The organism is Campylobacter sp. TTU-622 (genome assembly GCF_016598965.1).
In the GTDB taxonomy this organism is placed as follows: domain Bacteria; phylum Campylobacterota; class Campylobacteria; order Campylobacterales; family Campylobacteraceae; genus Campylobacter_D.
Genome location: NZ_JAENKR010000006.1, coordinates 16788 through 31032 on the forward strand (window position 1 = coordinate 16788; position 14245 = coordinate 31032).

Consider the following 14245-nt stretch of genomic DNA (forward strand, 5'->3'; position numbering starts at 1 on the left):
ATTATATATAATTATTTTAATTTATCAGTAGTTAAAATGTATTAGACTTATTTTCAATATTGAAAATAAATTTTTACTTAAAATAATAAAAATTATAGTTTTGATTTTAGAAATGAAGATAAAGAATATAAAATTAATAATAAATATTTTAATTTAGAAAGTGAATATTTAAATCCTTTAAAAGAATTTTTACTTAATTAAAATTGTCAAAACCATTACAATTTGTAATGGTTTTTTAGTATTAAAACTCTTTTGGTTGTTTCAAATTATCCACTTTTTCAATCTCACAAGGTTGATTGATATAACAAGGGCCCGTCATTTTGACATAAATTGTTAATTTTTTATAATCTTTAGATATTTCATAAGATTCTATACTTAAAACTCTATTTCTTGGAAAAAGTAATTCATATTGACTTTCAAATGCAGCAAGTCCTTTTAAAGAGACAAAAAGTGCATCTGAGTATTTTGGAACTTTTATAACAAGTTCAACAGGCCTTGATTGAAATACACTATTTCTAATTGTAGTAGTAGACATAAACCCATAGTCTCTGTATTTTTTATGATTAATAAATTCTAAATAGTGTTTAGCCCTTTCTGTGAATTTTCCATCTTTATAAATTTGAGAAAAATAACTTTTATCTAAAAGTCTAAATATAAAGCTTAGATTTTCATAACGATAAACTATCAAATTCTCAAATATAATTGTTTTTCCTAAAGCTTGATCAAGCTTTTTTACCATCTCTTTTTGTTTTTCATCTAAAGAAGAAAGTCCTTCTCCATTTCTTAATTTATTATTTATTGTTACAAAATCACCATAAGTATATTGATAGACTATACTTTTTTCTTCTTGAGATAAAACATTATTTCCATAAAGTCTTAACCACCAATTTACTGCTTCCCAACCATTTTTAAATTTTTTATAACCTGCATCATCATAATATCCCATTAAAGATGCTTGAAATCCTAAAAATAAAAGTAAAAAAATAATTTTTTTCATTAGCACTCCTTTAATTTGAATTAGATTATAATTAATTATATACCATACAAATTTAATTTTTTAGGAAAATTATGTATAAAATCGTAAATTAAGATATAAATAGTATTAAATATAAAGAAGTACCATAGAATTTTAATGTTACAAAAAGTAAAATATGTTTAATATGATTTTAAAAATAAATAGTAAAAATATTTTAAAAAATTTAAAAACTTATCTTTAAGGATTTAACAAAATTAGACTTATTGCCATTACAGCCATTCCAAAAACTAATCCATAAAGACTATCGTGTGCTTTGTCATAGGTTTTAGCAGCAGGGAGTAATTCATCAAAAGAGATAAAGACCATTATCCCAGCTACCACAGCAAAGGTAATAGCTAAGGTAAGTTCATTCATAATAGGTAAAATTAAAAATGCACCAACGATAGCTCCTATAGGTTCAGCTATTCCAGAAAGAGCTGAATAAATAAAAGCTTTCTTTTTATCATTTGTAGCATGATAAATAGGTAAAGAAACTGCCATTCCTTCTGGGATATTGTGTATAGCAACAGCAACAGCTATAGCTATGCCAAAACTAAGATTATCAAGGCTTGAAATAAAAGTAGCAAAGCCTTCTGGAAAATTATGTATTGCTATAGCAAGTGCGGTAAATAACCCAGTTCTTTTTAGAGCCTTAGCATTGATTTTTTTGAGTGGTTCTCCAGGATGAAAGTGTGGAGCTTTTTCATTTTTTTTAGGTAAAGGACAGATTTTAAGCTCACTTAAATCTTCTTTTGGTTCGTGAGGATTAACATCTTCTGGAATAAATTTATCAATCATGGCCGATAAAAAAATACCGCTAAAAAAGCATAAGAGTGCTAAAAGCTCACCATAACTTGAATTATAATATCTTTTAAAATCAATTAAAGCAGAAGGTAAAATTTCCATAAAAGAAATATAAATCATTACTCCAGCTGAAAATCCAAGTCCAAAAGAAAGAATTCTTAAATTATCATTTTTGCTAAAAAAAGCAATCACAGAGCCAATTGCAGTTGAAAATCCAGCAAGTATGGTTAAAATTATTGCTATTAAAAGTTCTTCTAGTGTGAATTCCATAAAACATTATAACAAAAATTATTAATAATTAATATTTTAAGTAAGTTTTGGCTAGAATTTAAATTTTATTTTGATTAAAGAGTTAAATGATGAAAACTTTTTTAGTTTGTGCTTTAGAGCCATCAGCAAATTTACATTTAAAAGAAATTTTAAAAGTTTATAAAGAAAATTTTAAAGATTTTAATCTTTTGGGAATTTATGATGAGGATTTGTCTAAAGAATTTAACTTAGATTCTAAACCTCTTTATAGTTCTCATGAATTTAGTGCTATGGGATTTATAGAGATTTTACCTTTGATTTTTAAAGCAAAAAAAGCGATCAAAGAACTTGTAAAATTAAGTTTTGAAGTAAAAATTGATGCTATACTTTGCATAGATTCTCCAGCTTTTAATATACCTTTAGCTAAAGCTTTAAAAAGATCAAATTCAAAAATAAAAAGAGTTTATTATATACTTCCTCAAGTTTGGGCATGGAAGAAAGGACGTATTCCTATTATAGAGAGTCATTTTGATATTTTGGCATCTATTTTACCTTTTGACGATAAGTTTTTTACTAAGAGTATTTATTGCGGACATCCGCTTTTAGATGAAATTAAAGAATTTAAAACTAAAGAAGATAAAAAATTAATTCTTTCAAAAAAAGAAGAAAAAATTATAGCTTTTTTACCTGGATCAAGAAAAAGTGAGATTAAACGATTAATGCCTATCTTTAGAGAACTTGCTAAAAAATTTAAAGGTGAAAAAATTCTTTGTGTTCCTTCTTTTAGACGTGATAAACTTGAAATTTATGAAGATATATCCGAATTTAAGGTGCAAAGCAATACTCCAAAAATACTTAAAAAAGCTGATTTTGCTTTTATTTGTAGTGGTACAGCTACACTAGAAGCAGCTTTAGTGGGAACGCCTTTTGTTTTAACTTATAAGGCAAAAGCTATTGATATTTTTATAGCAAAATTATTTGTAAAATTAAAACATATAGGACTTGCAAATATTATTTGTGATTTTGCAGGAAAAGAGCCTTTAAATCCTGAATTTTTACAAAATGAAGTTAAGGTGGAAAATCTTTATAATTCTTATATAAATTATAATTATCAAGTATTTTTTGATAAGGTTAATTTTTTAAAAGAGTATTTAAAATTTGGAAGTGCAAAAAATTTGGCTAAAATACTTCATGAAATTTAAAAAGGATAAAAAATGCAAAAAGAACCAATGAGTGAATTTGGCTATAAAAAATTACTTAATGAATTAAAAGACTTAAAAGATAATCAACGTCCAGCAGTAGTTGTTGAGATTGATGTAGCAAGAAGTCACGGAGATTTAAAAGAAAATGCAGAATATCACGCTGCAAGAGAAAAACAAGCTTTAATTGAAAGTCGCATAGCAGAATTAAGCGATATTTTAGCAAGAGCTCAAGTTATTGATCCTTCAAGCTATGATCACGATAGTGTTAAATTTGGCTCTAGTGTTGTGATTATGGATGTAGAAAGTGAGAAAGAAAGTAAATATACTTTAGTTGGAATTTGTGAAAGCAATCTTGAAAAAGGTTATATTTCCATCAATTCACCTATTGCAAAGGCCATGCTTGGTAAGAAAATAGGTGATGAGTTTAAAGTGTGTTTGCCAAAGGGAGAAAGTGAATTTGAAATTATAGACATTTTTTATGAAAAATTGGAGTTTTAAGTGTCAAATTTTTTAGCTTTTTTAAAAAAATATTTTAAAATTATTTTTTTAATCTACCTAAGCAATATAATTTTAATGCTTTATTTTAATTATATTCTATATATTCATGATTTTAACTGGTTTTTAAGTAGAAGTTTTAAAAGTATAATTTATTCTTTAGTATTTGAAGTTGTACTAATACATTTATTTTATTTATTTTTAAAACAAAAAACTAAATATTTTTTATATTTTTATTTAGTTTTTGCGGTTTTAGATTTTATATTTGAGGGTTTTTTACTTTTAAATTATCACACCCTAATCAATCCTTTATTAATACAAGTTTTATTAGATACTAATTTAAGAGAAAGTTATGAATTTTTAATTACTTTTATAGGACTTAAGGATTTATTGAATATTTTAGGCATTTTAATAGCTGTATTTTTAGTATTAAAATTCTTAAAAAATCCAAAGCAAGCTTATCCTAAAATAGGAAAAATTTTTATAATTTTTTATTTTATTGTAATTATTATTTTGTCTGTAGACTTTATAAATAAATTTTTTATCAAAAATGACTCTTTTGGAGCTTTGGAAAGATTGAATGAAAATGCTTTATTGCGTATTTTAAATAAGACATATGAATTTTTTGGTAATGATAGTTTATATGGGAAATACAAAAGCTATATAAAAAATTATGAAAATATTACTCAAGACTATAAAGGTAAGGTTTTACTTAAGGAAAAAATTCCTTATGTGGTTTTAATTATAGGAGAAAGTACAGGACGCAATCATATGAGCTTATATGGTTATGAGCTTGATACAAATCCTAGATTAAAAAAACTTGAAAAAGAAGGAAATTTAATAAAATTTGATGATGTAATTTCTCCTTTTGCGCATACTGCAGCTTCTTTGCTTAGGGTCTTAACTTTTGCAAGTAATGAAGATGAGGTTTGGGAAGATAAATTAGATCTTGTTGATTTGTTTAATCTAGCAGGCTATAAGAGTATTTTTATTTCTAATCAAGAAAAAGCATCTCTTCCTTCAAGTATCACAAGTGCAATTGCGAGTCGTGCAAATAAAAGTATTTTTGCTAATTCTATTACAAATGATGATAAAACCATTGTTTCAAAATATGATGAAGTTTTATTGCCTTTTGCGAAAGAAAATTTAAACAATTATGATTTTTTTATTTTTCATTTATTAGGCACTCACGCAAATTATAAATACAGATATCCTAAAGATTTTGAAAAATTTAGTGCTAAAGACATTAATATTTCCTCTTTAAATACTAAACAAAAACAACTAGTAGCAGAATACGATAATGCTGTACTTTATAATGATTTTGTAGTTAATGAAGTGTTTAATCTTTTTAAAGATAAAAATTCTGTTATTATTTATTTAAGTGATCATTCTGAAAGTTTATATGAAGATAAAGGTTTTTTAGGCCATTTTAAGCCTTCTCGTTTTACAGCTGAGATCCCTTTTTTAATAATAGTAAGTGATACTTTTAAGCAAAACCATAAAGAGCTTTATGAGAAAATTATAAAAGCAAAAAGTAAAGCTTTTATGAGTGATGATTTAATTCATGCTTTATGTACATTGGGGGGGGGATTATGATAAAAGATTATAATGCTACAAGAGATATTTTAAATCCTAAATTTAATGAAAAAAGAAAAAGAATGTTCAATCAAGGTGTAGATTATGATAAAGAATTAAAAAATGAAAAAGCATCTACAAGATGAAGTGATTATTAAAAATGGTGCTATTTTTATAGCTGATGCACATGAAAATGAACAAAGAGAGAGTTTTTGGAATTTTTTATGTGCCTTAAAAGAAGGTAAAATTAAAACTTCTCAACTTTTTTTAATGGGAGATATATTTGATCTATTAATAGGAGAAATTTCTGCTACACATAGTTTTGCAAAAAAATATATTTTTTTACTAGAAGAGCTTAGTAAAGATATAGAAATTTTTTATTTAGAAGGAAATCATGATTTTAATCTTTCTCCTTTTTTTAAAAAAGTGAAAATTTTTCCTTTGCAAAAACAACCTTTAAAAGCTATTTTTTATACTGAAAAAGATAAAAAAGAAAATTTTTTTTTAGCACATGGAGATATTTTTTTAAATCCTTTTTTAGGGTTTATTTTAAAAAATTTAAGAAGACATTTTTTGCTTCATTTTTTAAATTTTTTAAATAAACTAACTTTTAATTTTATATCAAAACAGATTTTAGCAAATCAAAAAAAGAAAAATCTTTTTTTTAAAATTAATAATTTTGAGAATTTAGTTTATCAAAGATATAAAAAATATAATGCAAATAATACTTGGGTTATAGAAGGACATTATCATCAAAATTTTATTTTAAATAATGAAAATATAAAATATTTTAATTTAGATAGTTTTGCATATAAGGAAAGTTTTTTTGTAGTAGAATACAATCAAGAAATCAAATTTCAAGAACAGAATTTGAGGGGTCAAAATGTTTGATGAAAATATAATTAAAACAGGTTCAAATGAAATGGAACTTGTTGATTTCCGTATTTTTAAGCAAGGACATGATAAAGTTTATGAAGGTATTTATGGTGTCAATGTTTCCAAGGTAAGAGAAATCATCAAAATTCCAAGTCTTACAGAATTACCAGGTGTACCTGATTATATCGAAGGTATTTTTGATCTTCGTGGAGTAGTTATACCTGTAGTTAATCTTGCAAAATGGATGCAAATTACTGAACCAGAAGGAACTATGTTAAAGCCAAGAGTTATTATTACAGAATTTAGTAATATTCTTATTGGTTTTATTGTCCATGAAGCTAAAAGAATTCGTCGTATTAATTGGAAAGATATAGAGCCAGCTACTTTTTCTGCCGGATCTGGAGCTTTAGATAAAGGTAAAATTACCGGTGTAACGCGTATTGAAAATGATGAAGTTTTACTAATTTTGGATCTTGAAAGTATAGTAGAAGAATTAGGAATTTACGCACCTAAAATAGATATTGATCTTAGTAAAATTGAAAAATTTAGTGGAACAGCTTTAATTTTAGATGATAGTTTAACAGCTAGAAAGCGCGTTAAAGAAATGCTTCAGCAAATTGGATTGCAAGTAGTTGAAGCAAAAGATGGAGTAGAGGGTATTAATAAATTAGAAGAATTAAGTCAAATTTATGGGGATTCTTTAGGTGAAAATTTAAAGATTATTGTAAGTGATGTTGAAATGCCTCAAATGGATGGTTTTCATTTTGCAGCACATGTTAAAGAAGATCAAAGATTTAAAGATATTCCTATAGTTTTTAATTCTTCTTTATCTAATGAATTTATGAATGAAAAAGGCGTCCAAGAAGCTGGAGGAGAAGGATATTTGGTAAAATTTAATGCAAGTGACTTTTTCTCTGAAATAACTCGCGTTTTAAAAAAACATCAATCTCAACAACAGGGGTAAAATATGGAAGATATGCAAGAAATACTTGAAGACTTTTTGGTTGAAGCTTTTGAGCTAGTTGAGCAAATCGACCATGACTTAGTAGAGCTTGAATCAAATCCAGAAGATTTAGAATTATTAAATAGAATTTTCCGTGTTGCGCATACTGTTAAAGGATCATCAAGTTTTTTAAATTTTGATGTTTTAACAAAATTAACACATCATATGGAAGATGTTTTAAATAAAGCAAGACATGGTGAGCTTAAAATCACTCCAGATATTATGGATGTTGTTTTAGAGTCCATTGATAGAATGAAAACTTTACTTAATTCTATTCGTGATAATGGTAATGATACAGCAATTGGTATGGATATTGAACCAATTTGTTCTAAACTTACTGCTATTTCAGAGGGAGAAGCACCAACTTCTTCATCTTCTTCTGAAAAAAAAGAAGAAAACAATGAGATTAAGAAAGAAGAAAAACAAGAGCCAGAATCTAGCTTAGAATCTGATATAGATGTAAATAAGCTTAGTGATTCTGAAGTTGAAGCAGAAATAGAAAGACTTTTAAAAGTAAGAAAAGCTGAAGATCAAGCAAGAAGAGCTCAAAAAAAGCAAAATTCAGCTGCATCGGTTTCTCCAAATAAGTCAGCAAATGCACAAGCAGATACTCAAGCAGAAAAAAAGGTTCCTGTTTCTGGCAGTAGTGGTGCATCTATGGATCAGACTATTAGGGTTGAAGTAAAAAGACTTGATCATTTGATGAATTTAATTGGTGAGTTGGTACTTGGAAAAAACCGCTTACTTAAAATTTATGATGATGTTGAAGAGCGCTATGAAGGTGAAAAATTTCTTGAAGAACTTAATCAAGTAGTTAGTCAATTAAGTATTATCACAACTGATGTACAACTTGCCGTAATGAAAACAAGAATGCAGCCTATTGCGAAAGTGTTTAATAAGTTCCCAAGAGTCGTAAGAGATTTAAGTCGTGAGCTTGGAAAACAAATTGAGCTTGAAATTACAGGTGAAGAAACAGAGTTAGATAAGTCTATAGTTGAAGAAATAGGTGATCCTATTATGCATATGATTAGAAATTCTTGTGATCATGGAGTAGAAGATCCAGCCACTCGTTTAGCTGCAGGAAAACCTGAAAAAGGTATTGTCCAGCTTAAAGCTTACAATGAGGGAAATCATATTGTAGTAGAAATTACTGATGATGGTAAAGGACTTGATGCAAATGCATTAAAATATAAAGCTATAGAGAAAAATTTAATCACCGAAAGAGAAGCAGATCAAATGACTGATAAAGAGGCTTTTGCCTTAATTTTTAAACCGGGTTTTTCTACGGCAGCAAAAGTAACAAATGTATCAGGTCGCGGTGTTGGAATGGATGTTGTTAAAACTAACATTGAAAAACTTAATGGTGTGATTGAGATTGACAGTGAGGTGGGAGTAGGAAGCACATTTAAGTTAAAAATTCCTTTAACATTAGCTATTATTCAATCTTTACTTGTAGGTACTCAAGAAGAATTTTATGCTATACCACTTGCGAGTGTTCTTGAAACTGTTAGGGTTCCAATTGATGATATTTATACTATAGAAGGTAAAAATGTATTACGCTTAAGAGATGAAGTTCTTTCACTTGTAAGACTTTCAGATGTTTTTGGTGTTAAGCAAGTCCTTGAAAGTGGCGATCAAACATATGTAGTTGTCATTGGCGTAGCGGAAAGTAAGCTTGGTATTATAGTTGATACTTTAGTAGGTCAAGAAGAAATTGTTATTAAATCAATGGGTGATTATTTACAAAATATTACTGGAATTGCTGGAGCCACTATAAGAGGAGATGGTAGAGTAACTTTAATTATTGATGTAGCAGCTATGATGGATATAGCTAAAGAAATTAAAGTTGATATTAAAGCTCAGCTTGAATCAAACGTTAAAAAGGTTAAAGAAAAACCGAGTGATTATAAAGTTTTAATTGTTGATGATTCTAAAATGGATAGAACTTTAATGCAAAAAGCTTTGGAATCTTTAGGGGTAAGTTTAATCGAGGCAACTAATGGTGTTGAGGCGCTTAATATTGTTAAATCAGGAGAACATGATATCGATGCCATGCTCATAGATATAGAAATGCCAAGAATGGATGGTTATACTTTAGCTGGCGAAATTAGAAAATACTCTAAGTATAGAAGTTTACCTCTAATAGCTGTTACCTCAAGAACAAGTAAAACAGATCGTTTAAGAGGTGTTGAAGTGGGAATGACAGAATATATTACAAAACCTTATTCTCCAGAGTATTTAGAAAATGTAGTTAGAAAAAATTTAAAATTAGGATAAGAGTATGAGTAATGATAAATTAGAACAAATTTTGCAAAAACAGCAAGCTCAGATAGCTAGTCCTCAAGATCATAAAGAAGATGATATAATCCAACTAGTTGGTTTTGTGGTTGGAGATGAAGAATATGCTATTCCAATTCTTAATATACAAGAAATTATCAAACCTATAGAATTTACTAGGGTTCCTAGTGTGCCAGATTATGTTTTAGGTGTGTTTAATATGCGTGGAAATGTTATGCCACTTATTGATTTAGCACAGCGTTTTAACTTAGGAAGTTCTAAAATGACTCCTCAAACTAGATATATAGTTTTAAGAGGAGAAACAAATGGTAGTGGTGTTGGAGGAAATGCCGGCTTTGTTATAGATAGATTAACAGAAGCAATTAAAATTCATAGAAGCAGAATTGATCCGCCACCTGAAACTTTAGTAAAAGATAAAGGTATGATTTATGGTATTGGTAAAAGAGATGAAAATATTCTTACCATACTTAAAGTTGAAGCACTTTTAAAACGAGAATTCTAATTTGATGGGATTTTCTCCCATCAAAATCTTTCCTAAATAAATATAATTTAAAATAAAACTGGATATTATTTCAATAAAAAGGCTTAATAATGAAAAATTTTTCTTTATGGTGTGATTTTATTGAAAATAATTTTTTAGAAAAAGAATTTTTAAACTTATTAAATTCTAAAGTTAATGGAGCTACTTCTAATCCTAGTATTTTTAAAAATGCTATTTTAAATTCTTTATTTTATAAAGATCAAATTGTTAAATTAAAAGGTAAAAAAGCTAAGGAAATTTATGAAGAATTAGCTATTAATGATATTAAAAAAGCAGCTGATAAATTAATGCCTCATTTTTTAAATTTTAATGATGGTTTCATTAGTCTTGAGATCGATCCAAGGTTTTATGATCATACGAGTTTGAGTTTAGGTGAAGCAAAAAGACTTTATAGTGCCATATCTAAAGAAAACGTTATGATGAAAATTCCAGCTACAGAAGCTTCTTATGAGGTAATGTATGAACTTATGAAAGAAGGAGTTAGCGTTAATGCAACTTTAGTATTTTCACAAGACCAAGGTAAAAAATGTTTTGATGCCTTAAATGAAGGTTTAAAATATTTTAATCAAAAAAATCCTTATTTAAATAAAACAAAAACTCCAAAAGCTGTTATTAGTATTTTTGTAAGTCGTTTTGATAAATTCTTTGATATTAAAGTGTTAGAACAAGGTTCTATAGGTGTTTTAAATGCAAATCTTATTTATAACGATATAATAAAAAATAATCAATCAAATATTAGAGCTTTATTTGCAAGTACAGGTGTTAAAGATAATTCTTTGTATAAAGATTATTATATTAAAGAATTATTATTTGAAGATAGTGTAAATACGGCTCCATTAGATGCTATTTATGCTTTTAATGAAGATTATACTTTTAAAACTCCTTTAGATAATACTGAGATTTATGCTAAATTAAATCAAATTGTTTCTTTATATGATTTACAAAAGGCTTATAAAAGCTTAATGGATGATGGTTTAGAACAATTCTGTATAGCTTATGAAGATATCTTAAGTGCTTTATCTTAAATATTCTAAAATCTAAGAAATTATAATTTTTTAGATTTATTATTAATAATTATTTAAATATTTTAATTTTATTAGGAAAAATTATGAAAAATCCTTTAAATAGTAAATCTTTTAAAATTTTAAAAGAGAAAGGTTTTAAAAAATGGATTTTATATCGTTTTATAAAAATACAAGCTATATTATTAAATTTATTCCCTTTTTTATTTAAGGTTTTGCCTGGCGATTATAAATTTGTTATTTATTGTTTTTCTACATCGGGTCGTACTGCTTTAAATTATTTTTTATTTTTATGCGGGTTAAATAAAGTAGAACTTTATCATGATGTTTTAGATTATATAAATATTAGGGAAAAATTAAAAAAAGAAGATAAAAACTTTTATTTACATCTTTTCTTTTCAAGGAAAAAACAATTTATACCAAATTTCTCTTATATATTAAATCCTACTAAAATTCTCATTTTAACAAGAGATCCTATTTCAAGATTTAAAACTTTTATCAATCACGGAAAATCCAGCAATAACACAAAAATAATAAATTTAAATGATGATTTAGATAAAGTTTTTAAAATTTCTTATATAGGAAAGAATAATGAATATGAAATTAAACCAAGTTTAGAAGCTTTAAAATATTGGAAAAATTCAAATAAAACACTTAATTTCAACTACTATTCCAACATAAAAGCATTTTTAGAAAGTAAAAAAGAATTTAAAATCTTTTATATAGATTGTAAAGAATTAGATAGTAAAATAGCTTTTGATACTATGAATAAATTAGCAAAAACCTTAGACTTTAATCCACCCAATATAAAAGATAAAGAAAAATTTGAACACAAGCTTTGGAATAAATTTGCTCATTTACTTCCTTTTAATCTTTTACTTGAGAAAAAAACTTTTCCTTATTTATTAAAAAATATAGAATTAAGCATTATTGAAAAAGCAAAATTATCCAATACCCCCCCCTATATGTAGTATAGATATTAAATCTTTTATACTAGATAAAGATTATATTTACTATGAAAACTTAGGTATTTATATAGATGAAAATGATTTTAAAATTTTAAAAGAGCATAAAGAACTTTTTGAAGAAGTTAAAAATTATCTTTTAAAATTTAGTATATTTTTAAAAGAGCAAATTGAGTTTAAAGAAGCAAATTTTATAAATGAAAAAGATATATTAAATTATTTAAAAGAAAATAAAGATTTAAGAATATATCTTAAAAACATACTAGATTATGAACTTACTCATATTAAAAAACATCGTCCCGATATCATAGCTTCTTGGAAATACTATCAAGAATTTGAAAAGATGTGTAAGGAGTTGGATGGGTGATTAGAGTATAAATTTAATAAAATAGACTTTTAAATTAAGCTAAGATTTTTTTGATAAAATACAAATTTTATTTTATGAAAGGTTAAAAAATGCTAGAAGGTATTATTAGAGAGAGTATCGGTAGAAAAGCTGCCAAAGCTTTAAAAAGAGATGGTTATCTAATTGCAAATATCTATGCAAAAGGATTTGAAAATATTCATGCGGCTTTTAAGCTTAATGATTTTATTAAAGAAGTGCGTAAAAAAACTACACTTGCCTTTGATGTTAAAGTTGGGGAAAAAGTTTTAAATGTTGTTATAGTTGATTATCAAAAAGATCCTGTAACAGCAGAGCTTAAGCATGTGGATTTAAAAGTAGCACAAAAAGGTGTAATGTCTAAATACATGATTCCCGTTAAAATCACAGGAACTGCGATAGGACTTAAAAATAAAGGTGTATTAATTCAATCAAAAAGAAGATTAAAAGTTAAATGTAAAGCTGAAAATTTACCTAATTTTTTTGAGTTAGATGTTAGTAAATTAGATGTAGGTGATGCTTTACTTGTAAAAGATATAGTTATTCCAGAAGGTGTAAGCATTATTGATGCTGAAAGAGTAGCAGTAGTAGGTGTAGAAAAAGCAAGGTGATCTTAGTTGTAGGACTTGGCAATATAGGAGATGCTTATAAGGATACAAGACATAATGTCGGATTTATGCTTATTGATTTAATTCTTAAAAATAACGATTTCTTACAAATTTCAAATACTAAATTTAAAGGAGAGTTATATAAAATAGGCTCTTCTTTATTTTTAAAACCAAATACTTATATGAATAATTCCGGTTTAAGCGTAAAAGCTGTTAAAGATTTTTATAAATGTCAAAGAATTATAGTTATTCATGATGATATTGATCTTAAACTTGGATCTTTAAGATTTAAAAAAGCAGGAAGTAGCGGTGGTCATAATGGTCTTAAAAGCATAGATGAACTTTGTTCTAATGACTATGAACGTGTGCGTATTGGTATTGGAAGATCAAATAATATTAAAGAATTTGTTTTATCTAAATTTAATAAAGATGAAAAAATAATTTTAGATAAAGTTTTAGATCATACAAAAAATGCTTTATTTGAACTTATTGATTCAAATGATATAGCTTATATTGCTTCAAAATATAGTTTAAAAGTTTTATAATGTGGATTTTTTTTCGTTTTATTTCAGGAATTTATCTAAAAAATTTTTTTATTATTTTTTTATCTTTACTTTGTTTTTTTGTTTGTATTGATCTTTTATTAAATTTTAAAGATTTACCTAATTCTGCAAATTTAGATTTGCTTTATGTATTTTTTTTAGCTTGTAGTGCTATATTTTATCTTTTGCCGATCTCTTTAATTTTTGCTTTAATTTTAAGTTTAGTTAATATGATTAGAAGCAATGAATTTGTAAGTTTTTATGCATTGGGATTGAGTAAAAATTTAGTCATTCTTTTTCCTTTTTTATGGGCTTTATTTTTTTGTTTTATTTTTATAGGGCTTAATTTCACTTCATTTGCTTATGCTAATGATTATAAAAGAAATATTATTAAAAATGGTGCTTTAATCAAACAAGGTAGTGGAGTTTTTTTAAAATTTAATGATGATCTAATTTATATTGATAAGGTTAAAAGTACTCAAAATGAGGTTGAGGATATTAAAATTTTTAATACCAAAGATCTTAATTTAACCTCATTTATTGTTGCAAAAAAAGCTTTTTTTAGTAATGATTCTTGGACTTTAAAAGAAGGAAGTTTGACATTGTTGCCAAATGAATACAATGTAAGTAGTAAAGGATTACAAAATGAAGAATTTAAAGATCTAAGA

16 protein-coding genes are annotated in these 14245 nt (G+C 26.1%); 14 read left to right on the forward strand and 2 right to left on the reverse strand.

What is annotated here, in order from left to right:
* Window positions 1-241 precede the first annotated feature (241 nt).
* Window positions 242-997 (reverse strand): ADP-ribosyltransferase, encoded by a 756-nt coding sequence (locus JG677_RS01585; RefSeq protein ID WP_200284832.1) that lies wholly within the window; start codon window positions 995-997, stop codon window positions 242-244.
* Between the two features lie 216 nt (window positions 998-1213).
* Entirely contained in the window at window positions 1214-2089 is an 876-nt protein-coding gene (zupT, locus tag JG677_RS01590; protein ID WP_200217193.1) for a zinc transporter ZupT, read from the reverse strand.
* Window positions 2090-2178: 89 nt separating this feature from the next.
* Between zupT and lpxB the strand changes: the two genes are divergently transcribed.
* The 14 genes from lpxB to JG677_RS01655 form a co-directional block, all read left to right on the forward strand.
* Window positions 2179-3270, forward strand: a complete 1092-nt coding sequence (gene lpxB, locus JG677_RS01595) for a lipid-A-disaccharide synthase (RefSeq protein ID WP_200169906.1) — start codon at window positions 2179-2181, stop codon at window positions 3268-3270.
* A gap of 12 nt (window positions 3271-3282) precedes the next feature.
* Complete coding sequence (greA, locus tag JG677_RS01600) at window positions 3283-3768, forward strand: transcription elongation factor GreA (protein WP_200284834.1); 486 nt, start codon at window positions 3283-3285, stop codon at window positions 3766-3768.
* A gap of 75 nt (window positions 3769-3843) precedes the next feature.
* The gene (locus tag JG677_RS01605; protein ID WP_200284836.1) at window positions 3844-5361 is read left to right on the forward strand and encodes a phosphoethanolamine transferase; all 1518 of its coding nucleotides are present in this window, start codon (window positions 3844-3846) and stop codon (window positions 5359-5361) included.
* On the forward strand, window positions 5358-5486 hold the full coding sequence (locus JG677_RS08960; RefSeq protein WP_267905146.1) for a hypothetical protein: 129 nt from the start codon (window positions 5358-5360) through the stop codon (window positions 5484-5486). The genes JG677_RS01605 and JG677_RS08960 overlap by 4 nt, the downstream gene beginning before the upstream one ends.
* The gene (locus JG677_RS01610; protein WP_200169899.1) at window positions 5464-6231 is read left to right on the forward strand and encodes a UDP-2,3-diacylglucosamine diphosphatase; all 768 of its coding nucleotides are present in this window, start codon (window positions 5464-5466) and stop codon (window positions 6229-6231) included. The genes JG677_RS08960 and JG677_RS01610 overlap by 23 nt, the downstream gene beginning before the upstream one ends.
* Entirely contained in the window at window positions 6224-7180 is a 957-nt protein-coding gene (locus tag JG677_RS01615; protein ID WP_200169900.1) for a chemotaxis protein, read from the forward strand. Before JG677_RS01610 ends, JG677_RS01615 begins: the two co-directional genes overlap by 8 nt.
* A 3-nt stretch (window positions 7181-7183) precedes the next feature.
* Window positions 7184-9496, forward strand: coding sequence for a hybrid sensor histidine kinase/response regulator (locus JG677_RS01620; RefSeq protein WP_200284838.1), 2313 nt, complete (start codon window positions 7184-7186; stop codon window positions 9494-9496).
* Between the two features lie 4 nt (window positions 9497-9500).
* Window positions 9501-10019, forward strand: coding sequence for a chemotaxis protein CheW (locus JG677_RS01625; RefSeq protein ID WP_200169902.1), 519 nt, complete (start codon window positions 9501-9503; stop codon window positions 10017-10019).
* Between the two features lie 89 nt (window positions 10020-10108).
* Window positions 10109-11083: a transaldolase gene (locus tag JG677_RS01630; RefSeq protein ID WP_200284840.1), complete on the forward strand. Its 975-nt coding sequence runs from the start codon at window positions 10109-10111 to the stop codon at window positions 11081-11083.
* Between the two features lie 83 nt (window positions 11084-11166).
* Window positions 11167-12051 (forward strand): DUF2972 domain-containing protein, encoded by an 885-nt coding sequence (locus JG677_RS08965; RefSeq protein WP_200284842.1) that lies wholly within the window; start codon window positions 11167-11169, stop codon window positions 12049-12051.
* Window positions 12011-12412: a DUF2972 domain-containing protein gene (locus JG677_RS01640; protein ID WP_200284844.1), complete on the forward strand. Its 402-nt coding sequence runs from the start codon at window positions 12011-12013 to the stop codon at window positions 12410-12412. Before JG677_RS08965 ends, JG677_RS01640 begins: the two co-directional genes overlap by 41 nt.
* Window positions 12413-12501: 89 nt before the next feature.
* Window positions 12502-13038, forward strand: a complete 537-nt coding sequence (locus JG677_RS01645) for a 50S ribosomal protein L25/general stress protein Ctc (RefSeq protein WP_200284846.1) — start codon at window positions 12502-12504, stop codon at window positions 13036-13038.
* Entirely contained in the window at window positions 13035-13580 is a 546-nt protein-coding gene (gene pth / locus JG677_RS01650) for an aminoacyl-tRNA hydrolase (protein WP_200284848.1), read from the forward strand. Before JG677_RS01645 ends, pth begins: the two co-directional genes overlap by 4 nt.
* A partial coding sequence (locus tag JG677_RS01655) for an LptF/LptG family permease (protein ID WP_200284851.1) occupies window positions 13580-14245 on the forward strand: 666 nt, incomplete at its 3' end. The genes pth and JG677_RS01655, both read left to right, overlap by 1 nt.